This is a genomic window from Flavonifractor sp. An10 (assembly GCF_002161215.1).
Lineage (GTDB): Bacteria > Bacillota > Clostridia > Oscillospirales > Oscillospiraceae > Flavonifractor > Flavonifractor avistercoris.
Genome location: NZ_NFMB01000014.1, coordinates 1 through 21,162, shown reverse-complemented (window position 1 = coordinate 21,162; position 21,162 = coordinate 1). Strand labels below are relative to the sequence as shown.

At 66.5% G+C, this 21,162-nt stretch carries 20 protein-coding genes and 1 pseudogene; 5 read left to right on the top strand and 16 right to left on the bottom strand.

Annotated features, from left to right (window positions below):
- Together B5E42_RS18525 and B5E42_RS18520 are read left to right on the top strand one after the other, a co-directional pair.
- Positions 1-328: pseudogene (locus B5E42_RS18525) on the top strand (DUF1730 domain-containing protein); the annotation flags it as partial.
- A gap of 54 nt (positions 329-382) precedes the next feature.
- The gene (locus B5E42_RS18520) at positions 383-817 is read left to right on the top strand and encodes a CBS domain-containing protein (RefSeq protein ID WP_087242394.1); all 435 of its coding nucleotides are present in this window, start codon (positions 383-385) and stop codon (positions 815-817) included.
- A 51-nt stretch (positions 818-868) separates the two neighbouring features.
- On the opposite strand, the gene B5E42_RS18515 is transcribed toward B5E42_RS18520, so the two are convergent.
- Positions 869-1,303, bottom strand: a complete 435-nt coding sequence (locus tag B5E42_RS18515) for a hypothetical protein (RefSeq protein WP_087242392.1) — start codon at positions 1,301-1,303, stop codon at positions 869-871.
- Positions 1,304-1,366: 63 nt separating this feature from the next.
- Positions 1,367-1,876 (bottom strand): hypothetical protein, encoded by a 510-nt coding sequence (locus B5E42_RS18510; RefSeq protein ID WP_242967235.1) that lies wholly within the window; start codon positions 1,874-1,876, stop codon positions 1,367-1,369.
- A gap of 127 nt (positions 1,877-2,003) precedes the next feature.
- Between B5E42_RS18510 and proS the strand changes: the two genes are divergently transcribed.
- Entirely contained in the window at positions 2,004-3,443 is a 1,440-nt protein-coding gene (gene proS / locus B5E42_RS18505; protein WP_087242390.1) for a proline--tRNA ligase, read from the top strand.
- Between the two features lie 238 nt (positions 3,444-3,681).
- Positions 3,682-4,473: a ZIP family metal transporter gene (locus B5E42_RS18500; RefSeq protein ID WP_087242387.1), complete on the top strand. Its 792-nt coding sequence runs from the start codon at positions 3,682-3,684 to the stop codon at positions 4,471-4,473.
- A 297-nt stretch (positions 4,474-4,770) separates the two neighbouring features.
- Here B5E42_RS18500 and aroE read toward each other — a convergent pair whose 3' ends face one another.
- The 9 genes from aroE to B5E42_RS18455 form a co-directional block, all read right to left on the bottom strand.
- On the bottom strand, positions 4,771-6,165 hold the full coding sequence (aroE, locus tag B5E42_RS18495) for a shikimate dehydrogenase (RefSeq protein ID WP_087242384.1): 1,395 nt from the start codon (positions 6,163-6,165) through the stop codon (positions 4,771-4,773).
- Positions 6,166-6,294: 129 nt separating this feature from the next.
- The gene (gene aroQ, locus B5E42_RS18490; protein ID WP_087242382.1) at positions 6,295-6,759 is read right to left on the bottom strand and encodes a type II 3-dehydroquinate dehydratase; all 465 of its coding nucleotides are present in this window, start codon (positions 6,757-6,759) and stop codon (positions 6,295-6,297) included.
- Complete coding sequence (locus B5E42_RS18485; protein ID WP_087242380.1) at positions 6,756-7,262, bottom strand: shikimate kinase; 507 nt, start codon at positions 7,260-7,262, stop codon at positions 6,756-6,758. Before B5E42_RS18485 ends, aroQ begins: the two co-directional genes overlap by 4 nt.
- Positions 7,259-8,416 carry a bifunctional chorismate mutase/prephenate dehydratase gene (locus B5E42_RS18480; protein WP_087242378.1) on the bottom strand — a complete coding sequence of 386 codons (1,158 nt, stop codon included), beginning with the start codon at positions 8,414-8,416 and terminating at the stop codon, positions 7,259-7,261. The genes B5E42_RS18485 and B5E42_RS18480 overlap by 4 nt, the downstream gene beginning before the upstream one ends.
- Positions 8,417-8,500: 84 nt before the next feature.
- The gene (aroC, locus tag B5E42_RS18475) at positions 8,501-9,535 is read right to left on the bottom strand and encodes a chorismate synthase (protein ID WP_343214208.1); all 1,035 of its coding nucleotides are present in this window, start codon (positions 9,533-9,535) and stop codon (positions 8,501-8,503) included.
- An 83-nt stretch (positions 9,536-9,618) separates the two neighbouring features.
- The gene (gene aroA, locus B5E42_RS18470) at positions 9,619-10,845 is read right to left on the bottom strand and encodes a 3-phosphoshikimate 1-carboxyvinyltransferase (RefSeq protein ID WP_087242374.1); all 1,227 of its coding nucleotides are present in this window, start codon (positions 10,843-10,845) and stop codon (positions 9,619-9,621) included.
- The gene (gene aroB, locus B5E42_RS18465) at positions 10,842-11,906 is read right to left on the bottom strand and encodes a 3-dehydroquinate synthase (RefSeq protein ID WP_087242372.1); all 1,065 of its coding nucleotides are present in this window, start codon (positions 11,904-11,906) and stop codon (positions 10,842-10,844) included. The genes aroA and aroB overlap by 4 nt, the downstream gene beginning before the upstream one ends.
- Before the next feature lie 634 nt (positions 11,907-12,540).
- Positions 12,541-13,560: a 3-deoxy-7-phosphoheptulonate synthase gene (aroF, locus tag B5E42_RS18460; protein ID WP_087242369.1), complete on the bottom strand. Its 1,020-nt coding sequence runs from the start codon at positions 13,558-13,560 to the stop codon at positions 12,541-12,543.
- Between the two features lie 307 nt (positions 13,561-13,867).
- Positions 13,868-14,110, bottom strand: coding sequence for a helix-turn-helix transcriptional regulator (locus B5E42_RS18455; RefSeq protein WP_087242367.1), 243 nt, complete (start codon positions 14,108-14,110; stop codon positions 13,868-13,870).
- 89 nt (positions 14,111-14,199) lie between these two features.
- Between B5E42_RS18455 and B5E42_RS18450 the strand changes: the two genes are divergently transcribed.
- Complete coding sequence (locus B5E42_RS18450) at positions 14,200-14,448, top strand: hypothetical protein (protein ID WP_141242576.1); 249 nt, start codon at positions 14,200-14,202, stop codon at positions 14,446-14,448.
- A 54-nt stretch (positions 14,449-14,502) separates the two neighbouring features.
- Here B5E42_RS18450 and B5E42_RS20010 read toward each other — a convergent pair whose 3' ends face one another.
- The 5 genes from B5E42_RS20010 to B5E42_RS18425 form a co-directional block, all read right to left on the bottom strand.
- A complete protein-coding gene (locus tag B5E42_RS20010) occupies positions 14,503-18,345 on the bottom strand; it encodes a M14 family metallopeptidase (RefSeq protein WP_087242363.1) in 3,843 nt (1,280 codons plus the stop codon).
- Positions 18,346-18,520: 175 nt separating this feature from the next.
- Positions 18,521-19,372, bottom strand: a complete 852-nt coding sequence (locus tag B5E42_RS18440) for a DUF3298 and DUF4163 domain-containing protein (RefSeq protein WP_087242361.1) — start codon at positions 19,370-19,372, stop codon at positions 18,521-18,523.
- Between the two features lies 1 nt (position 19,373).
- Entirely contained in the window at positions 19,374-19,859 is a 486-nt protein-coding gene (locus B5E42_RS18435; protein WP_087242359.1) for a sigma-70 family RNA polymerase sigma factor, read from the bottom strand.
- Between the two features lie 115 nt (positions 19,860-19,974).
- Positions 19,975-20,460, bottom strand: a complete 486-nt coding sequence (locus tag B5E42_RS18430; RefSeq protein ID WP_087242357.1) for a DUF4358 domain-containing protein — start codon at positions 20,458-20,460, stop codon at positions 19,975-19,977.
- Between the two features lie 6 nt (positions 20,461-20,466).
- On the bottom strand, positions 20,467-21,162 hold a 696-nt coding region (locus B5E42_RS18425; protein WP_087242355.1), incomplete at its 5' end, for a GDSL-type esterase/lipase family protein.

The following is a 21,162-nucleotide window of genomic DNA, read 5'->3' as shown; positions in this document are numbered from 1 at the left end:
GGCCATGGGGGAGGGCGGGCCGGACGTGTCCCGCTGCCTGTCGGAGCTGACCCAGAAAAAGGGGGCGCTGACGGGGGAGGAGGCGGCCCGGCTGAAGGCCCACCCGCTGATCTGGGGCTGTGACTTCTGCCAGCGGGCCTGTCCCTTCAACGCCGACCCGGCCCTGTCCCCTCTGCCCGAGTTTTCCACAGATCTGGTGGACAGTCTGGAAAACGCCGATCTGGAGGGTCTCACCAACCGCACCTTCCGGGAGAAGTACGGCGGCCGGGCCTTCGCCTGGCGGGGCCCCGGCCCCCTCCGCCGCAACCTGGAGCTGAAGCGTGAATAAAACCGCCCTTCCGGCCCAAACTAACAGAAAGTTTGGAGGAAAGGCGGTTTTGTTATGCAAGTACGCGATCTCATGAACCCCAGCGTGGTGACCATCACCCCCCAGGAGTCGGCCTCCCTGGCGGCCCGGCTGCTGTCCAGGCACAACCTGGGGGCCCTGCCGGTGTGCGGGAACGACGGGGGCCTGCGGGGCATCGTCACCGACCGGGACATCGTCCTGCGCTGCATCGCGGCGGAGGACGACCCGGCCCAGACCCAGGTGAAGGACATCATGACCCGCAACTGCGCGGTGGTGTCCCCCGACGACGACGCCCGGGAGGCCACCCGGCTCATGGCTGCCCGGCAGGTGCGCCGCCTCCCCGTGCTGGAGGGGGGCAAGGTGGTGGGCATGGTGTCCCTGGGGGATCTGGCCAAGTGCCGCCAGTTCGACATGGAGGCCGGCAAGGCCCTCAGCGAGATCTCCGACCCGGTGAAGAAGCTGGAGGGGTAGCAGAAGGCGGGGCCCGGACGGCATGTCCGGGCCCCGCCTTTTTTGCTTTTGTCATTCAAATCGTTCAAGAATCTCCTCGGGCCCAAAGACAAGCGTGGAGGAGTCCTGGTACCGGCTGTAGACCCCGATGCCGGTGTCCCGGTCGGGGAGGTAGAGGGTATCCGGCCGGGCAAACACGGCCATATAGCTGCCCTGCCCGCGGTCAGAGGTGAAGCGGAGCCGGGCGCCCTTCCCGTCCTCCGCGGAATAGCGGCCGCTGTCCAGCACCTGATACCGCTGATAGAGCAGATAGCCGCCGTCATCGTACATCAGCAGGAAGCGGTCGTCCTCCGTCAGGGTGGACACCTCCGTGCCCAGGGCATAGGAGCCGGAGACATCCGGCCGCTGGGGCGGGCGGAGCAGCAGCCCCAGCAGCACCAGATTAGCCAGCAGGGAGGCGGCCAGCACGGCCAGGAGCAGGGTGGGCATGCGGCGCAGTCTGTCCATGGCGCTCTCCTTTCCCGGATGCCGGTTGGTTCCTCCCCAACATAGCACAGAAATGTGGAAAGATCAACCGGGCCGGAGCCCCCGGCCGCCCGCCAGCCGGGGCAGCTCCTCCGGCGGCACGCCGCAGAGGAGCAGGGCACCCGCCGCCGCCAGGAAGGGCAGGGGGGAGGCCCCGGTGGGGAAGGGGAGTACCAGCTCCTGCTGCTCCACCACCGGGCCGGACAGGGGTACCAGCTCCCGCTGGACGGCCAGGCAGAGCCGGTCTCCCTCCAGGCTGGAGAAGGTGAGGGTGTCCCGGGGGGAGGTGCCGTAGCTCACCGCCTGCCCGGCCTGGAGGGTGCGGGCCAGGGGGCCCGCCGCCCCGGGGAGGAGCACCGTCCGGCAGTGCACCGCCCCGGCCCCCGCCCAGCCCACGGCGCCGGGGGAGATCACCAGCAGGTCCAGGGGGACGGCGGCCAGCTCCGCCGGGTGGCGGCCGGCGGACACCTCCGCGCCATACCCGGCCAGGGCGGCCCCCACCGCCGCCGAAATGCCCTCGTCCCGCTCCCAGACGCCCACACGCACATCCAGCACCGCCTTTCCTCGGAAATCAGTGTGCGAAAATTCCGGAATTTTATGCGCGGCCTTGACTTTTCCGCCCCGACTGCATAAAATGAATAGAACCCTCTGTATTTTTTAGAAAAAAGGATTGAGAATAGACATGGCACAGGACAAGAAGCAGGTGGAGCAGATCACCGACATGGAGGTGGACTTCGCCAAGTGGTTTACCGACGTGTGCAGGAAGGCGGAGCTGATTGATTACTCCTCCATTAAGGGTATGTTCATCCTCCGCCCCTACGGCTACGCCATCTGGGAGAATTTCCAGAAGATTCTGGACGAGAAGTTCAAGGAGACCGGGCACGAGAACGTGTATCTGCCCATGCTGATCCCCGAGAGCCTGCTCCAGAAGGAGAAGGATCACGTGGAGGGCTTCGCCCCCGAGTGCGCCTGGGTGACCTACGGCGGCAGTGAGAAGCTGGAGGAGCGGTACTGCATCCGCCCCACCTCCGAGACCCTGTTCTGCGAGCACTACGCCCATATCATCCACTCCCACCGGGATCTGCCCAAGCTGTACAACCAGTGGTGCTCCGTGCTGCGGTGGGAAAAGACCTCCCGCCCCTTCCTGCGCCACCGGGAGTTCCTGTGGCAGGAGGGCCACACCATGCACGCCACCGCCGAGGAGGCCATTGCCGAAACCGAGCAGATGTTCAACATCTACGCCGACTTCTGTGAGAACTACCTGGCCATGCCGGTGGTGAAGGGCCGCAAGACCGACAAGGAGAAGTTCTCCGGCGCCGAGGCCACCTACACCGTGGAGTGCATGATGCACGACAAGAAGGCCCTCCAGGCCGGCACCTCCCACTACTTCGGCGACGGCTTCGCCAAGGCCTTCGACATCACCTTCACCGGCAGGGACAACCAGCCCCACAACCCCTTCCAGACCTCCTGGGGCGTGTCCACCCGGCTCATCGGCGGCGTGATCATGACCCACGGCGACAACAACGGCCTGGTGCTGCCCCCCCGCATCGCCCCCACCCAGGTGATCATCATCCCCGTGGCCCAGCACAAGGAGGGCGTGCTGGAGGCCAACGAGGCCGTCATGAACCGCCTGAAGGCCGCCGGCATCCGGGCCAGGATGGACGCCTCCGACCAGTCCGCCGGCTGGAAGTTCGCCGAGTACGAGATGAAGGGCGTGCCCCTGCGCCTGGAGCTGGGCCCCAAGGACATGGAGAAGAACCAGTGCGTGCTGGTTCGCCGCGACAACGGCGAGAAGTCCTTCGTCTCCCTGGACAACATCGAGGAGACCGTCCAGGCCATGCTGGACGCGGTGCAGCAGGGCCTGTACGACAAGGCCAAGAAGAACCTGGACGAGAACACCTACGCCTGCTCCTCCCTGGAGGAGGTCAAGGAGCGCATGTCCACCCAGGGCGGCTTTGCCAAGACCATGTGGTGCGGCGACCTGGAGTGCGAGCTGAAGATGAAGGAGGAGGCCGGGGTTTCCTCCCGCTGCATTCCCCTGGAGCAGGAGCACCTGGGCGACGTGTGCCCCGTGTGCGGCAAGCCCGCCAAGCATATGGTGTACTGGGGCGTGGCCTATTGATCAACCAAGCGGCGATGCCGCTTGGTTGAGGGAGCAGCCGGCTGCGCGCGTCCGGCGGAGCCGGACACACTGGCCGGCTGAGAAGTGTTTTTCCCGAGGCACGTGTCCTCGGGAAAAACGGATTTTCATCTGTTTCGTGCCGGAGGCACGAACTCTGCGAGGCTGAGGCGGGGGCCCGCGCTGCGGGCCCCCGCCTGTTGGTCGAAAGTTAGCTTATTTTAACTGATTAGGAGGCTTTATGCAGTCTATCCTGTGGGCGGCGGTGGGCACCGGCTTCACCTTCCTCATGACCGCCACCGGCGCCGCCATGGTCTTTCTGTTCCGCGCCCGGCTCAACGCCGCCGTGCAGCGGATTTTTCTGGGGTTTGCCGCCGGGGTGATGATCGCCGCGTCGGTGTGGAGCCTGCTCATCCCCGCCATCGAGGAGGCCGAGGCCGCCGGCACCCCCGGCTGGCTGCCGGCGGTGGGGGGCTTTGTCCTGGGGGTGGGCTTCCTGCTGCTGCTGGACGGCCTGCTGCCCCATCTCCACGCGGGGGCCCGGAGCCCGGAGGGCATCCACGCCTCCTGGCGGCGGAGCACCCTGCTGGTGCTGGCCGTCACCCTCCACAACATCCCCGAGGGCATGGCGGTGGGCCTGTCCTTCGCTCTGGCCGCCCAGCACGCCGGGGAGGGGGCGGCCCTCAGCTCCGCCCTGGCCCTGGCCCTGGGCATCGGCATCCAGAACTTCCCCGAGGGGGCCGCCATCTCCCTACCCCTGCGGCAGGAGGGGCTGTCCCGGCTCCGCTCCTTCCTCTACGGCGCCGCCTCCGGCGTGGTGGAGCCCATCTTCGGCGTGCTGGTGGTGCTGGCCGCCGGAGGCATCCAGCCCCTCATGCCCTGGCTGCTGTCCTTCGCCGCCGGCGCCATGATGTACGTGGTGGTGGAGGAGCTCATCCCCGAGGCCCATCTGGGGGAGCACTCCAACACCGGCACCCTGGGCGTTATGGCCGGGTTTGTGGTCATGATGGTGCTGGATGTGGCCCTGGGATAGGCCCCCAAGCGCTTCTGCCCGGCCAACCCCCTCCCCGCGAAGGGCAGCCTCGCAGAGTTCCTGCGGCCATCTCGGCCCAAGAGCCGCCGCAGTGCGGCGGTTGGCCTCGAAACGCGCCTGCGGGCGCAGGCAGCCGCAGGAATCAAATCAAAATATGTGATTCCCGAGGACATGAGCCTCGGGAATCACACTTCTCATGGCGGAAGGGGTGACTTTTTCGCAAGAAAACGAACCCCTTCCGCCATGCAGCCTTTCTCGAAAAAGCGGCTTTGCCGCTTTTTCGACACGTTGCGGGCATCAGCCCAGCTTCTCCGCCAGCAGCTTCTTCATGGCCGCCGCGTCGATGGGCGTATCGGTGAAGTGCTCCAGGGAGAGCACCGCCTGGTTCACCAGCAGGCCGAAGCCGTTGGCGGTGTGGTGGCCCTTCTCCCGGGCCCGGCAGAGCAGCTCGGTCTCCGCCGGGGCGTAGATCAGATCCACCACCGGCGCGTTCAGGGGCAGCACGTCCAGGAAGGAGAAGTCCCGGAACTGCCCCCCGGCCCCCGCCATGCCCAGGGAGGTGCAGTTGACCAGCAGCTGGCACTCCGCCGCCTCCCTTCGCAGGGTGTCGATGTCAAAGCCCGCCGGGCGCAGGTGCTCCGGGGCGAGGGCACACAGCTCCGCCGCCTTGCTGACGGTGCGGTTGCACACCACCACATCGGCCCCGGCCTGGGCCAGCTTGAGGCACACCGCCTTGGCCGCCCCGCCGGCCCCCAGTACCAGCACCCGCTTCCCGGCGGGGCTGATCCCCTCGTCGTCCAGGGTGCGCAGGAAGCCCGCCCCGTCGGTGTTGTAGCCCCAGGCCTTCCCGTCCCGGAGGCAGACGGTGTTCACCGCGCCGAAGAGCCGGGCGTCCTCGTCCAGCTCGTCCATCAGGCCCACCAGCTCCTCCTTGTGGGGCATGGTGGCGTTGAACCCGGCGTAGCCGGCAAACCTGGCGCAGTCCAGCCACTGCCTGCAGCTCCCCCGGGGTACCGGCTGGCACAGGTACACGTAATCCAGCCCCAGGGCGGCAATCATGGTGTTCTGAATCAGGGGGGACTTGGAGTGGCCCACCGGATCCCCGATGACACAGAGCTTTTTGGTGCTGTTTTTTACCTCCACCCGCAAATCGGGCGCCCCCTTTCCCGGCTCAGGCCGCAGATCCGGCAGGACGGCGTTCACCCCCAGAGCGATGAACAGGCCCACCAGCGTCTCCACGATCCGGGCCACGGCATAGTGATACCGGGTCACGCCGGTGACGCCGGTGATGAGAATCACGCAGGGCAGGATGCAGGCCATGACGCAGGCCCCCGGCCGCTTGAGCAGCAGACACAGCCACAGCCCCGCCACACACACCAGCCCCAGCACCGGCGCCTTGATCCACGGGTTGTCCAGGGCGGGGCCCAGCAGCAGGGTGGCAATGCCCAGCACGCCCCCCACCCCGATGCCGATGAGGCGGGAGATGCCCAGCTGGACGGACTGATCCACCGTGGACTGGAGGCAGATGATGCTGGCGATGCAGGCATAGAGGGGCCCGGCCTGGCCCAGCACGCCCCCCAGCTCCTCCCGATAGAGCAGCCCGAAGGGGACAAACACCAGATAGGACAGCACCACCGCCACGGCGGTCTTGATCACCCGCATGCCGATGCGGGGGACGCGATTCTGTTTCATGAAGCACTCCTTGTCGTTCGGCGGTCAGGCAGGGGCCGGCGTGCTTGCCGGCCCGGCGGAGGCGCGCCCCTGCGCCCTTTCTCTCTCAGGAGGGCGAAGCACGGAAGTTCTCCTTGCCTGCGTTCTCTTTCAAGGGAGAGTTGTGTGAAAGTTCTCTTTGCCTACTTTCTCTTTCAAGAGAAAGTAGGACATGGCGGCCTCGTAGCCGTACAGGCCCAGGCCGCAGATCTGCCCCACGCAGGCGGGGGCGGTGACGCTCCTGTGCCGGAACTCCTCCCGCTGGTGGACATTGGATATGTGCACCTCGATGCAGGGCACGTCCACCGCCTTGAGGGCGTCCAGGATGGCGTAGCTGTAGTGGGTGAAGGCCCCGGGGTTCATGACGATGGCGTCGTACACCCCGTCGGCGGCGTGGATGGCGTCAATGACGGCCCCCTCGTGGTTGGACTGGAAGCACTCCGCCGAGGCGCCGTGGGCGGCGGCGAAGTCCTTCAGCCGCCTGCACAGGCTCTCATAGCTGTTCTCCCCGTAGATGCCCGGCTCCCGCTTGCCCAGCAGGTTCAGGTTGGGGCCGTTGATAATCAGAAACTTCACGCCCGGCACTCCCTTTCGTAGATCTCCGCCACCCGCTCCGCCGCCTCGGCGGCCAGGCTGTGGCCCTCAATGATGTAGTCGGCCCACCGGCGGTAGATGGGCTCCCGCTGGCGGAACCGCTCCAGAAAATTCTCTTTTCCCCCCTGCCCCAGGGGCCGGTGGGCCATGGACACGGTGTCGTAGATCACCCCGGGATCCCGGTTGATCCAGAACACCGCGCCGCTGGATTTTAAGGAGGCAATGGCGTCCGGCCGGGTGGGCAGGCCGCCGCCGCAGGCGATCACCAGCCCCTGCTCCCGGGCCAGCGCCCGGCTGACCGCCAGCTCGTGCTCCCGGAAGCCGATCTCTCCCTCCGACGCGAAGATCTCCGGAATGGCGCGGCCCGTGTCCCCCTCGATACGCTCGTCGGTGTCCACGAAGGCCATGCCCAGCTTTTCCGCCGCCAGACGGCCCACCGTGGACTTGCCGCAGCCCATCATCCCGATCAGCACAATGTTTTTCACGGCTCATACCCCCGGAAGTTGCCCAGTATGCGGAACTCGGCGGCCAGCTGCCCCAGCTCGTGGAGCACGCCGTCCAGCTCCGGGGCGGCCACGTCGCCGGTGAAGTCCAGGAAGAACAGGTACTCCCACCCCCGGCCGGGGATGGGCCGGGACTCGATCTTCAGCAGGTTGAGCCCCTGGACGGCGAAGATGGTGAGGATCTCGTGGAGGGAGCCGCTCTGGTGGGGCAGGCGGAACATGGCGCTGATCTTGTTCCGGCCCGGCCGCAGCTCCAGGACGGGGGAGACCACCACAAACCGGGTGTGGTTCATGGCGTTGTAGTTGACCCCCTCGGCCAGGATGTGCAGGCCGTAGATCTCCGCCGCCCGGCGGGAGCAGATGGCGGCGGCGGCGCGGTCGCCGCTCCCGGCCACCTGCTTGGCCGAGCCCGCCGTGTCCAGGGTGGGCACCCGGTTCCAGTCCCGGTGCCCGTCCAGGTACTTCTCGCACTGCATCAGCCCCTGCTCGTGGGAGTAGACGGTTTTGATGTCCTCCAGCCTCACGCCGGGCAGGGCCATGAGGCAGTGGCGCACCTCCACCTGGCACTCCCCCACGATGTAGTAGTTGTACTGGGAGAGCAGGTCGTACACCTGCCGGATGGAGCCGGTGGAGGAGTTCTCCACCGGCAGGACGGCGTAGTCGGCCTCCCCCCGCTCCAGGGCGGCGAACACGTCGGGGAACCAGGCCAGGCCCCGGCTGTCCACCTCCGGGCCGAAGAAGCCCGCGGCGGCCTCCTCACTGTAGCACCCCGGCTCCCCCTGGTACACCACCCGGGGGTTGGACACCGGCTCCCGCCGGTTTTTCATGGCGGCGGCCCAGGCGGCATAGCCCGGGTCGCTGTCCCCCTCCCGCACCAGGTGGCGCTGCTGCCGCCGGGAGATGGCCATGATGCTCTCGTAGAGAGCCGCCAGATCCGCCTTGCGGGCCGGGTCGTCGGTGAGGGCCGTCTTGGCGGCAATCACCCGCTTCTCCCGCTCCGCGTCCAGCACCGGGATGCCGTTGGCCTGCTTGTACGCCCCCACCTGCCCGGTGACGGCCATCCGCTCCAGAAAGAGCTTCACCAGCTCCCCGTCAATGCGGTCGATCTCCCGGCGGTACTGTTCCAGTTCGTTCATGGTTTTCTCTCTCCTATCTCGGCAGTCTGGGCTACGCGGCCGCCATGTATGGCGGCCCTACATGCTACCGCCCGTGGGGTGCGGTCAGATGCCCAACACCTGGCAGGCGGCCAGGGCCGCCGCCGCCTCGATCACCGGCACGGCCCGGGGCACAATACAGGGATCATGACGGCCGTGGATCTCGATCTCCGTCTCCTCGCCGGTGCGGAGATCCACGCTCTCCTGGGGCAGGGCGATGGAGGGGGTGGGACGGATGGTGGCCTCAAAGGTGATTGGCATGCCGTTGGTGATGCCGCCGTTGACGCCGCCGGCGTGGTTGGTCTTGGTGACCACCTTGCCGTCCCGCACCTCGAAGGGGTCGTTGGCCTCGCTGCCCCGCATGAGGGAGAAGGCCACGCCCGCGCCGAAGTCCACCCCCTTGACGGCGGGGACGGCGAAGAGATACTGGGCAAAGATGCCCTCCACGTTGCAGCCGAAGTCGGGGGCCCCCAGCCCGGCGGGCAGGCCGAACACGGCGCACTCCACGGCGCCGCCCACGCTGTCCCCCTCGTTCTTGGCCTCCAGGATGGCCTGGCGCATCTCCTCCCCCTTGGCGTCGTCCAGCACGGGGAAGGACTTGGCGGCCACGGCTCTCAGGGACTCCTCGTCCTCCAGGGAGGCGTCGGTAATGCCGTAGATGGAGCTGATGTGGGCCCCCACCCACACGCCATGCCGGGCCAGCACCTGCTTGGCCACCGCACCGGCGGCCACCAGGGGGGCGGTGAGGCGGCCGGAGAAGTGGCCGCCCCCCCGGTAGTCCTGACACCCCTGGCTCCTGATAAAGCCCGCATAGTCCCCGTGGCTGGGCCGGGGGGTGTAGCGGATGGCCTCGTAGTCCTGGGAGTGCTGGTCGGAATTGCGGATCACCATAGCCAGGGGGGCGCCGGTGGTCTTGCCCTCAAACACGCCGGAGAGCACCTCCACCAGATCGCTCTCCTTCCGGGCGGTTGTCGTGGGGCCCTGACCGGGCCTGCGGCGGTTCAGCTCCCGCTGCACCGCCTCCAGCTTCAGCTCCAGCCCGGCGGGCACCCCCTCCACCACCACGCCGATGGCCGGGCCGTGGGACTCGCCGAAAATCATGTGTCTCATACAGGTTTCCTCCCTGGAACGCGTCCTTGTCTCAATCTCACTCAGTAGGGCGGGGGCTTGCCCCCGCCGGCGGATCACGCCCGCGTCAGCTGTCCGCCCAGCTTTTCGTAGTCCTCCCAGAACCTGGGATAGGACTTCTTCACGCACTCCGCGCCGGTGATGGTGACGGGCTTCTCACACCGGGTGGCGGCGATGGCGGCCATCATGGCGATGCGGTGGTCGTTGTGGCCGGAGACGGTGACGCCGCCGGGCAGCTTCGCCTTCCCCCGGATCACCAGGGCGTCCGCCTGCTCCTCGATGTCCGCCCCCAGGGCGGAGAGCACCTCCGTCACGGTGGAGAGCCGGTCGCTCTCCTTGATGCGCAGCCGGGCGGCGTTGCCGATGCGGGTGGTCTCCCTGTCCCGCAGGGCGGCCATGGCCGCCAGGGGGGGCACCAGATCGGGGCATTGGGACACGTCCAGCTCCACAGGCCCGGGCTCCCGCAGGCGGTTACAGAAGGCCGCGATCACCCGGTCGCCCTGGACGGAGGCCGGGTTGAGGCCCGCCGCCTCCACCGAACAGCCCAGCAGCCGGGCGGCGTACCAGAAGGCGGCGTTAGACCAGTCGGCCTCAATGGCCAGATCCCGGTGCTGATAGACCTGGTTCCCCGGCACCTGGAAGCGCCGATCCCCGTCGTAGTCCACGGACACCCCGAACCGGCTCAGGGCGTCCAGGGTCATGTCCACATATCCCCGGCTCTCCAGGCCGGTGGTGAGCTGAATCTCGCTGTCCCCCTCCAGCAGGGGGAGGGCATAGAGCAGGCCGGTGACGAACTGGGAGGACACGTCGCCGGGCAGGGCATACTCCCCGGGGGTGAGCTTCCCGGAGACGGTGAGCACGCCGTCCTCCAGGGAGCAGGCGATCCCCTTCTCCCGGAACAGGTCAAAGTAGGGGCCCTGGGGCCGCTCCATGAGGCGGCCGTGGCCGGTAAATTTTCCGCCCCCCTGAAGGGCCAGGGCCACGGGGATGAGAAACCGCAGGGTGGAGCCGGACTCGCCGCAGTCCATGATCTCCGGGGGCGGCACCTCGAAACCGTCCACCAGATTACAGCCCCGGATCACCGTGCCGTCGGAGGAGGCGTCGGCGTTCAGGGTGCGCATGCACCGGAGGGTGGCCTGGATGTCCTGGGACAGCTCCACGTTGGACAGGCGGCACACCCCGTCGGACAGGGCGGCGGCGATGATGAGCCGGTGGGCCTGGCTTTTGGAGGGGGGCGGCGTAATCGTCCCCTTTAATAAGGTAGGTGTGATGGTGACGTTCATGTCAGCTCCTCCAGCAGTTCTGCCTTGGGCATCTTGTGGGGCACGGCATGGCCCAGCTTGTCCAGCAGGATCACCGAGATGCTGTCCCCCGCCCCCTTCTTGTCCAGGCCCACGGCGGCGGCGTAGTCCTCCGCGGTGCAGGAGATGGCGGTGGGCAGGCCCAGAGCGGACAGTACCCCCTCCAGCCTGGGGGGCACCTCCGCCGGGGTCACCCCCAGCCTGACCCCCAGCTTTGCGGCGGCGCACATGCCGGCGGCCACCGCCTGGCCGTGGCTCCACGTCTCGTAGTGCCCCGCCAGTTCGTAGGCGTGGCCCAGGGTGTGGCCGAAGTTGAGGAGCATCCGCTCCCCGGTGTCCCGCTCGTCCCGTTCCACTACGCCGCGTTTTATATCGCAGCAGGTATACAAAATGTGTTCGATTTCCGCCATCAATTCCCCTCTCGACAGGCGGGCGGCCAGGAAGTCGAAGAAGGCGGCGTCCTTGATGCAGCCGTACTTCACCACCTCCGCCATGCCGTCGGCGAAGGTCTGGTCGTCCAGGGTGTCCAGGGTGTCGGGATCCATGAGCACCAGTTTGGGCTGCCAGAAGGCCCCGGCCAGGTTCTTGCCGTGGTGGAGGTCGATGGCAACCTTGCCCCCCACGGAGGAGTCCACCTGGGAGAGCAGGGTGGTGGGCATCTGCACGAAGTCCACCCCCCGCAGGACGGTGGCGGCGGCGAAGCCCGCCAGATCCCCCACCACGCCGCCGCCCAGGGCCACCACCGCGTCGGTGCGGGTGAGCCCGGCGGCCATCATGGCCTCCCACAGCTCGGAAAGCTGCCCGGCGCACTTGGAGCCCTCCCCGGCGGGGACGGTGTGGGCGGTTACCTGAAATCCGGCCCCCTCCAGGCCGGCACGCACCCGCTCCAGGTACAGCGGGCCCACGTTGGAGTCGGTGACCACAAACAGGCGGGAGGCCCGGGGCAGCGCCTTCCGGCAGTGCGCCCCGGCCTGGGCCAGCAGGCCCCGCTGGATCAAAATCTCATAAGACCGGCCCGGCAGGGCCACGGTGAGGGTTTTCATGGGCACCTCTCCCTTGCGATGGTTTTTGTGCGGGCGGCGCGTCAGGGATGCCGCGCCCACCCCGAGCAGCGGCCCCGTTACGAAGTAAGGGGCCGCTGCCGGAAAGTTGTCTGGAGAACAGCTCCGGGGGTACATCCAATAGGGGGGCCGAGGCCCCCCTGATTGGTCGTTTTAAGGTGGGGGTGTGGGGGAGGGAAATCGAAATCCCTCCCCCACCCTTTCTTTCCCACCGCTTTCTTTCGGAAAGAAAGCGGTGCCGCCGGAGGCCGGGCCTCCTTTGGGCGGGCGGATGATATCCGCCCCTACAGGGCATGGCGCTGCGGATGGGCTGCGGCTCCGCACGCCTCCGCGCTTCCTGTCACGCTGCGGGTTGGGCGCATGGCCGGGTCGCTAAGTCCGGGCTCCGCGAAAAATGCCGCTCCGGGCTGCGCCCGTCGCCTGTTTTTTCGTCTGCGCCCTGCCTTAGCTCCCCTATGCGCCTACCCTCCGCGCTTCTTCGCTGTCACGCTCCGCCTGTTCGCGACGCCCGGCTTCCCTCCGACTCCGGGCACAAACGGCCAGTTTGCGAACTGGCCTGGTTTGTACCCGTCGCTCCAGTCCATCCGGGCTGCTCACGACGGCTCCGCGCTTCTTTTTATTTTACCAGAGTTTTCCCCACCAGGTCAACCATGGCGGACACCTTGTGCATGAGGGCGTCGAACTTCTGGGGGGTGAGGGACTGCTGGCCGTCGCACTTGGCGTGGGCGGGGTCGTTATGCACCTCGATGATCAGGCCGTCGGCACCGGCGGCCACGGCGGCCAGGGCCAGGGGCTCCACCATCCAGTACATGCCGGCGGCGTGGGAGGGGTCGACGATGACGGGCAGGTGGCTCATCTGCTTGACGGCGGGGATGGCGGACACGTCCAGGGTGTTGCGGGTATAGGTCTCAAAGGTGCGCACCCCCCGCTCGCAGAGGATCACGTTCTCGTTGCCGGCGGCCATGATGTACTCGGCGGACATGATCCACTCCTCATAGGTGTTGGACAGGCCCCGCTTGAGGAGGATGGGCTTGCTCATCTTGCCCACCTCCTTGAGCAGCTCGAAGTTCTGCATGTTGCGGGCGCCCACCTGCACCACGTCCACCTCTTCCTCGAAGAGCTCGGCCATGCGGGGATCCATGATCTCGGTGACGATGGGCAGGCCGGTCTTCTTCTTGGCCTCCAGCAGCAGCTCCAGCCCGGCGGTGCCCATGCCCTGGAAGGAGTAGGGGGAGGTGCGGGGCTTGAACGCGCCGCCCCGGAGCAGGGCCGCGCCGGAGCGCTTCACGTCCTCGGCCACCTCACAGATCTGCGCCTCGCTCTCCACGGAGCAGGGGCCGGCGATGACGGAGAAGCTGCCGCCGCCGATTTTGGCGCTGCCCACGGTGACCACCGTGTCCTCGGGGTGGAACTTGCGGTTGGCCTTCTTGTAGGGCTCCTGCACCCGCATGACCCGCTCCACGTGGGGGTTGATGGAGATCTTGTCCATGTCCACGGCGGTGGTGTCGCCCACCAGGCCCAGGATGGTGCACCCCACGCCGTTGGTGATGCCCACGTCCAGGTTCATTTTTTTCAGCTTCGCCACCAGCGCGTCAATGTCCTGCTTCGCCGTGCCGGGCTTCATGACAACTACCATAGTTCAACATCCTTTCTGTTTCTCCCGGAAGCCCGCAAAAAAGGGGCACCCATTGATGAAATCAATGAGTGCCCCGGCAACTTCCAGGTACGATGAGGCCCCAAGAACGGCCCCGCCCATTCATTTCATCCCTCGTTTTTTCCCATGCCGAAAAAGCCGGTGCCCATAAATCGAGCCCAGCCAAAGGAAAAGACGAAGGATGCAGTTGTGAGGGTTCGGTAATCCATGATGTTCTCCCCACAATAACAGGTTAGGGTCATTATACCCCCGCAGTTTGGGAAATGCAACCGGAAATTTTCACAAATGGTCAGCCCTTCCGCCGGGGATAGGGCGCCGTTTCGTCCGTCAGGCCCAGCAGATAGTCCACGCTGGTGCCGTAAAACCGGGCCAGCTTGATGAGCACATCCACCGGATAGTTCAGCACGCCGATCTCATACTGAGAATAGGTATTCTGCTTTACGTTCAGCAGCTCTGCGATCTGCTGCTGCGACAGCTCCCTGTCCAGGCGCAGATTCCGGATACGTTCAAAGCGCAGGATTTCATTTCTCATACAATCACCCTGCACATCCTAAAATATCTGAATATCAGATATTGATTTTTATCTGATATTCAGATATCCTTATCATGTGAGGTGATCTTATGGAATTATACGAGGAAGTTTTGATCAAGGCCCTCTCCCAGCAGCGCATGGAGGTGACCTTCCCCGATCTGCGGCTGGACGCCCAGGCACTGGTGGGCGAGAAATGCTACCGCGCACTGGAGGAGATCCGGGACATCATTCGGGACAGGAGCCTGACCGACCCGGAGTGCTACCAGAAAATCGAGGCGATCATTTGGGCTCTGGAGGAGGTCGGCTCCAGCGGCGGCGTCCGCCACGACTGGGGCTGAATCACAAAGAGAGGACGGGCTTTTCAAAAGCCCGTCCTCTCTTTGACCTTGGTTTCAGCCCTCCAGGCCGGCGGTGAAGCGCACCAGCATGGTGGCCAGCTCGGCACGGGTGGCGGAGCCCTGGGGATTCAGGGTGCCGGCGTTGGTGCCGGTGAGCACCCCGGTGTTCACGGCCCAGGTGACGGCCTCAGAGGCCCAGCTGGACACGCTGGCAAAATCGGGATACTCCTGCGCGGCCATGCCGCCCTGGGTGGTGTCATAGCCCTGGGCGTTGGCGTAGTTGTAGAGCATGGTGACGGCCTGCTCCCGGGTCAGGGTGCCGTCGGGGGAGAAGGTGGAGTCGCTGGTGCCGTTGGCCACGCTGTTGAGGCGGGCCCAGTACACCGCGTCGCCGTACCAGGAGTCGGCCACCACGTCGGCGAAGGGATAGCCCAGGTTCTCGTCGGACAGGTCGGGCTGGCCGGCCATGCGGTACAGGGTGGTGACCAGCATGGAGCGGGTGGTGGTGACGCCGGGGCCGAAGGCGGTGGAGGTGACGCCGTTCATCAGGCCCTGCTCGGTGACGGCGGCCACGGCGTCGGCGTACCAGGCGCCGGCGGCCACGTCGGAGTAGCCGGTGGCGGGCTCCTCCGCGGCCTGGCCGTTCAGCACGGCGGCCCAGGCGGCGTTGGAGATGAAGTTGAACTCATCCCGCTGGTGAACCTTGTTGGTCAGGGTGTTGGCGAAGAGCACCACATCCAGCTGGGCGCCGTCGGCGCCCGCGCCCTGGTAGGAGATGGCCTGGACGGAGTCGTCCAGGAAGTCCTGGTAGTGGTCGCCGGTGCTGGGCAGGAAGCCCTCCAGCAGGCCTTTGGAGCTGTCCAGCTGCACCAGCACCTGGGCACCCTCGGGAATGGCGGCGAAGTAGCCCGCGCCATAGCCGTAGAGCACGTCGTCCCCCTCGGCCACATAGCTGGCGGTGATCAGGCTGTCGGTGGGGTAGGTCACATAGGACAGGGCGTCCATGGCGGAGTCGCCGGCGGTCTCATAGACCAGTTCGCCGTCGGCAAAGAGCTCCACGGCGGAGCGCATGGCGTTGGAGCCGTAGCCGATGTAGGGGGTGCCGGCCTGCACGGCGGCCAGGGCCTGGTCGTCCAGGGCGGCGGCGCCGATGATCAGATCGGCCTGGGCGGCGTTGTCGGTGACGGTGAAGCCCAGCAGCTCCATGGCCTGGCGGTCGTAGTTGTACTGGTAGGAGCCGCTGACCAGGCTGGTCTTGACAAAGCCGGAGTCGTTGTCGGCGGGCTTGCCGGAGATGTAGATCACGGGGGCCTTGGACAGGGGCTGGGCGCTCAGGCCGGACAGGGCGGCGGACACGCCCACGCCGGTGAGCAGGTAGTCGTCACAGACGCTCTGCCAGTCGGCATAGGACACCAGGAAGCTGCCCTCGTACTCGCCGGCGGTGATGAGGGAGACGGCCTTGCCCGCCCGGAGCAGGTCGTTGACGGCGGCGGTGGAGGCCTCGGAGGCGTTCATCAGCACCACGTTCTCCCCCTCCACGCCGGAGAAGGCGGAGGTCAGGGTCTCCACATAGGCCTGGGCGTCGGCGTAGTCCATGCCGTCGCCGCAGGCGGCGTCGATGGTCTCATAGGCGGCGGGCTCGGCGCACACCACCATGTCGAAGCCCCGGGTGTAGTTGAAGGCGGTGATGCCCTCGGAGTAGAGCACCGGCCACTCGGTGATCACGGTGCCGTCGTAGAGCACGCCGTTGGCTACGCTGCGCTTGGCCTGGTACATGGACACGATCATGGTGCCGGCGGGGTACTCCACGCCGTTGTAGGTGAAGCTGTCCTCGGTGACGTTCACCGTGACGCCGTTGCGGGTCAGGTAGACCATCATCTCCGCGGCGGCCTGGAGGTTGGACTGGTTGGCCCCGTCCATGGGGATGATGTAGCACTCGGGATAGAAGTTGCCGTTCTGGCCCTCGCCGTCGTACTCGGGGCGGAACAGATCGGCCTCGGCGCCCTCCACGTCGTACTGGTCGGTGAGCCACTGGCCCACCAGCTCATAGGCGTCGGAGTTGGCGTTGGTGACGCCCCGCTCGAAGATCCTGGTCTGGTTCAGCAGATAGCTCTCCTTGTTCTGGGCGATGTAGTTGGACTGGCCCAGCTGGCCGTAGGCCAGGCCCTGCACCATGTACTCGTCATAGGCGGGCACCTCCACGGTGTAGGACACGGTGCCGTGGAGCATGGCGTACTGGGGGGTGTAGCTGGTGGACATGTCGTCCCAGGGATCCAGCCACTGGGTCTGGTAGGAGCCGTCGGCGGCGGTCTCGCCGGTGTAGGTCAGGTAGTCCCGCTGGGGGATCACGTAGCTGTTGTGGCCGTCGTTGTTGGCAACGGCGGCAATGCCCAGGGCCTCGCCGCCGGCCATCAGGTGCTCGGCCAGCAGATCGTACTCGAAGTTGGGCTCGTGGGGCGGGTCGCAGGGCTCGCACTGGAACTGCTGCACCCGGCCGTGGAACTCGGCGAAGCTGACCGGGTTCCACTCCGCGATCAGTCGGGTCATGTTCTGGGTCTCGGCCTGGGTCTGGAAGGAGTTGTCCCGGTTCAGATCAAAGCCGCCGGAGGAGGTGCGGGTCACATAGGTGCGGCCCTCCACGTTCTCCTCGGGGACGATGATGAAGAACACATCGTCCAGCAGCTCGTCCACATCCACGGTCTCGGTCTCGATGGTGTAGTACTGCTCCAGATCCACCACGGTGGAGACGCTGGCAGTGGTGCCGTCGGCGTTCTCCCCCTTGAGGTAGCCCAGGTAGGTGGCGGTGTCGGCCACCAGGTCGGGCACGGCCACGGAGCCCTCCTGGCCCTCGGGGCCCATCTGCTCGGCCAGCTCGGCCTCGCCCTCGGCGGTGAAGCCGGTGAGCTTGTCGTAGTCGATGGTGCCGCTCTCAGACGCGGCGGCCTCCACCAGCATCCAGGCGAAGGCCAGCACGCCGTCGCTGGCGGCCACCTCGTTGGCGTGGACGTTGGAGTACATCACGGGCACCTGGTAGTCGCCCAGGGTGCCGTTCTCAATCTTCGCAATCAGGGCGGTGGGATCGCTCTCGGCCTCGGCCTTGATCTCCTGCCACTTGTCCACCGCCGCCTCGCTCTTGGCGATGATCAGGTAGGGCATGTCCAGGCTCTCCATGCCGTTGTCGCCCTGGCTGGAGCCCATGGAGAACTGCTCCACATACAGCCCGGTGTTCTCCGCGGCGAAGTCCACGATGGCGCCGATGTTCTCATAGAGCTCCTCCATGGTGTGGAAGCTGTCGTAGGGAGCCACCTTCACGCCCTCCACGGCGCCCACGGTCTGGCCGTCCAGGGTGGCGGTCAGGTCGTACCAGCCGCACACGTCCAGATAGGCGCCGCCGTTGGAGTGGGGGGCGCTGGCGTCGGGGGTGCTCTCCCCAGTGGAGCGGTTGGTGGTGTAGAAGTAGATCCCGCTGTCAAAGGTGACGGTGAGATAGACCTGGCCGTTCTCGGTCACCGCGCCGGTGGTGACGTTGGAGAACAGGGGGGTCTCCCCGTCGGTGCACAGCCAGGTGTCCAGCGCGCCGCCGGCGGAGTGGTTGGGATAGAGCTCAGGATCCACATAGGGCTGGCTCTCGTCGTAGTCCAGAGACCAGACCACGCTTTCGGCGGCGGCCTGGGCCTCCGCCTCGGTCATGTCCACGGGGATTTTGGCCTCAAAGCTGCGGCCGGCGGTGAGGGAGATGGCGTCTGCGCCGCCGTCACCGGAGGTGTTGGTAAAGCTGGCTGCGGGCTCTGCGGCGGTGCCCTCCGCGGCGGAGGCGGGGATCACGCACAGGCTCACCAGCAGCGCCAGCGCCGTCACCAGGGACAGCAGCCGGCCAAGGGACGTGTGTTTCTTCATGCTCTTCACCTTTCTTCTTTCCACGCGAGTGAATAATATTCGTATATAAGCGAATATTTATGTATGAAAGAATAGCACTTCGCGCCCCGGTTGTCAAGAAAAAAATTGCCAAATCCGGGCAGGCATTCCTGTCCGGATTCGGCAATTTATATTCATGTTCTGTCCGCTGCGGCGGTCAGGGGACGGGCACCTCGAACTCCAGCTGGCCCATGTAGCCGGGGGCCAGCTCATATTTCTCAAAGAGCACCACCGGGTTGCCCGCCTCGTTGATATAGAAGGCCTGATCCTCGTCGATGGAGGTGAAGCCGGCCTCGTCGTGGAAGAAGGTGGCGTCGGGGTCGGCGGCCTCCCGGGCGGCGATGCCCTCCCTCACCGCGGCGTTGGCCAGTTCCACATAGTCGGGCCCCAGCATGTCCCGCAGGGTCAGCTCCCGCCCGGCCTCCAGATCGATGTTATAGGTATACACCTCGGTGTAGGCGTTGGCCCGGGTCTCGGTCTCGGTGAGAATGAAGGACAGGTACTGGTCGTTCTGGCACTTGATCTCGTAGTCCACGTCGATGATCACGGGGATGAACTCCGCCGCGTCGCCCCCCGTCTCCACGTAGGCGTCCCGGACAGACCGGGCCCGGTTCTCCGCCTCCTGGAGCACCTGCTCGATGCGGGTGCGGATCTCGGTGTTGATGCGCTGCTCCAGATCGGTGGACTCGGGCAGCTCCAGGGCGGGCATGCGCACGTCGATGAGCTGCTCCCGCTCGTCGATGGTGTACTCGCTGACGGTGAACACCCGGGCCAGGCCCCCCAGCACCGGCACATCGGACACCGCCCGGGCAAAGGTGGGGTTGGCGTTGACCAGCAGCATAAAGCAGGCGCAGGCGGCCAGGCCCCCGGTGAGGCCCCGCCGCAGGCCGCGGCCGGCCCGCCGCCGCCGCGAGCCTGTCCGGATGGCCGAGGCCACGGCAAAGGACAGCTCCTCCGGCACCGGGGTCTGCGCGTAGCGGGCCCTTGCCCGCTCCCATACGTTGTCCATGTCAGCACTCCTCCCCCGTCAGCTCCCGCAGCTTCCGCAGGCTCTTGTACAGCCGGGATTTGACGGTGTTCAGATTGGTGGAGGTGACCCGGGCGATCTCCTCCAGCTTCATGTCCTCAAAGAACCGCAGGCGGATGACGGCCTGCTCCCGGGGCTCCAGCCGCTCGATGGCGTCGTAGAGATCCAGCCGCTCCGCCGGATCGCCCCGGGGATCGGCCGCCTCGGGCGCGGCGTCCTCCAGGGGCACCAGCCGCCGGGTGCGGCGGTAGTGGTTCATGCTCTCGTTGAGCAGGATGCGGTAGAACCAGGTCTTGATGTACTCCGGCCGGCGCACCGTGTCCGCCTTGGCCAGAGCCTTGACGATGCTCTCCTGCACCACGTCCAGGGCGGCGTCCCGGTTTTTGACATAGCTGAACGCCAGGCGGTAAAAGTCCTCCTGGTGGGCCACGAGATAGTCGGTCAGCTGCTGGTAGACGGTCTGCTCCAAGGCCGGGGCGCTCCTTCCTGGTTCTGTATCTGAGACGCGGCAGCCGGGAAAAAAGTTGCCGGGCGGGTCAAAAAAAGTGCCGGCGCTGGCCGGCACTTTGGGGGGATAATCTGGATTACGCCGACAGGCCGTCGATGGCGGCCCGGGCCGCGTCGGCGTCGGCACACACCGCCAGCAGCACGGAGCTGCCCCGCTGCTCGAGGATGGCGCTGTCCAGCTTGGCCACCTCGTCGGGCTGGTAGCTCTCCAGGGCGGCCTTCTGGTCGGCCACCCGCTTCTCCAGCCCGTCCATGGCGGCGGTGGCGGAGGTCTCATCGGCCATGACCAGCACGGCGATCTCCTCCGCGCCGGCGGACAGGGAGGTGTACACCGCGCAGTCGGTGATGTCGGCGGCGTCCACGCCGTACAGGGCGGCGGCCACGTCCGCGTCCACCGCCTCCAGGGTCTCGGTAAAGGCGCCGGAGTCCATCAGGGCCTGGGCGGCGGCGGCGGGGTCGAAGGCCCCGGCCGCCTGGCTGTCACCGCTGTCACCGCCGCAGGCGGTGAGGGTCAGGCACAGGGTCAGCGCGGCGGGAATCAGCCGCATCAGCATGGTTTTCATCTCTTTTTACGCTCCTTCCGCGGCGGTCTGTCCCGCCTCATATTCCTCCGGGGACACCGTGTGGTTCATCAGGTAGGCCAGCCACTTCTGGTACCAGGCCTTGGTGAAGTGCACCCCGTCCGCCGTGGCGTCGGCGGGGAGGATGCCGTTCTCATCGCTGAGGGCGGAGGCCACGTCCAGCAGGGCCACCTGGTGCTCCGTCGCCAGCTGGGGATAGATGGCGTTGTAGGCGGCCACCCGGTCGTTGTTCACGTAATAGGGCTGCTTGTACTCGGCGCACTTCTGGGGGTTCACCGGCACCAGGTTTTCCAGGTAGATGATGGCGTCGGGCTGGAGGGTCTTGACCGTGTCCAGGAACTCCGAAAAGGCCTGGTGGTAGGCGTCGTCGTTGTAGTACCCCAGCTCATTGACCCCCAGGGAGATGTAGATCTTGGCGTACTGGGGGCCCTTCTCCAGGGCCTCCACCACCGAGTAGGTGCTTCCGTTGAGCTCCACAATCTTCCGCTCGTCCACCTCAAAGATGGTCAGGCCCTTGTAGCAGTAGAAGTCCGCCCCCTGGATGCCGCTGTACAGCCGCAGGCCGTCGGTGCGGGAGTCGCCGATGAACAGCGCGTCGGAGAAGTAGTCCATCTCCACCTCCTCGCTCTCCGGCACCGGCTGGGTGAAGTCCAGGGCGGGCACGCGGGTGGTGGTGGGCTCCGG

Excerpts from the sequence above, each read along its gene's own strand:
- aroB (WP_087242372.1), bottom strand. The coding sequence starts at position 11,906 with ATGAAAACCCTCACCGTGGCCCTGCCGGGCCGGTCTTATGAGATTTTG.
- B5E42_RS18500 (WP_087242387.1), top strand. The coding sequence starts at position 3,682 with ATGCAGTCTATCCTGTGGGCGGCGGTGGGCACCGGCTTCACCTTCCTC.
- B5E42_RS18520 (WP_087242394.1), top strand. The coding sequence starts at position 383 with ATGCAAGTACGCGATCTCATGAACCCCAGCGTGGTGACCATCACCCCC.
- B5E42_RS20010 (WP_087242363.1), bottom strand. The coding sequence starts at position 18,345 with ATGAAGAAACACACGTCCCTTGGCCGGCTGCTGTCCCTGGTGACGGCG.
- B5E42_RS18430 (WP_087242357.1), bottom strand. The coding sequence starts at position 20,460 with ATGAAAACCATGCTGATGCGGCTGATTCCCGCCGCGCTGACCCTGTGC.
- B5E42_RS18480 (WP_087242378.1), bottom strand. The coding sequence starts at position 8,416 with ATGAACGAACTGGAACAGTACCGCCGGGAGATCGACCGCATTGACGGG.
- B5E42_RS18455 (WP_087242367.1), bottom strand. The coding sequence starts at position 14,110 with ATGAGAAATGAAATCCTGCGCTTTGAACGTATCCGGAATCTGCGCCTG.
- B5E42_RS18450 (WP_141242576.1), top strand. The coding sequence starts at position 14,200 with ATGGAATTATACGAGGAAGTTTTGATCAAGGCCCTCTCCCAGCAGCGC.
- B5E42_RS18440 (WP_087242361.1), bottom strand. The coding sequence starts at position 19,372 with ATGGACAACGTATGGGAGCGGGCAAGGGCCCGCTACGCGCAGACCCCG.
- aroA (WP_087242374.1), bottom strand. The coding sequence starts at position 10,845 with ATGAACGTCACCATCACACCTACCTTATTAAAGGGGACGATTACGCCG.
- aroE (WP_087242384.1), bottom strand. The coding sequence starts at position 6,165 with ATGAAACAGAATCGCGTCCCCCGCATCGGCATGCGGGTGATCAAGACC.
- aroF (WP_087242369.1), bottom strand. The coding sequence starts at position 13,560 with ATGGTAGTTGTCATGAAGCCCGGCACGGCGAAGCAGGACATTGACGCG.
- B5E42_RS18515 (WP_087242392.1), bottom strand. The coding sequence starts at position 1,303 with ATGGACAGACTGCGCCGCATGCCCACCCTGCTCCTGGCCGTGCTGGCC.
- proS (WP_087242390.1), top strand. The coding sequence starts at position 2,004 with ATGGCACAGGACAAGAAGCAGGTGGAGCAGATCACCGACATGGAGGTG.
- aroC (WP_343214208.1), bottom strand. The coding sequence starts at position 9,535 with ATGATTTTCGGCGAGTCCCACGGCCCGGCCATCGGCGTGGTGGTGGAG.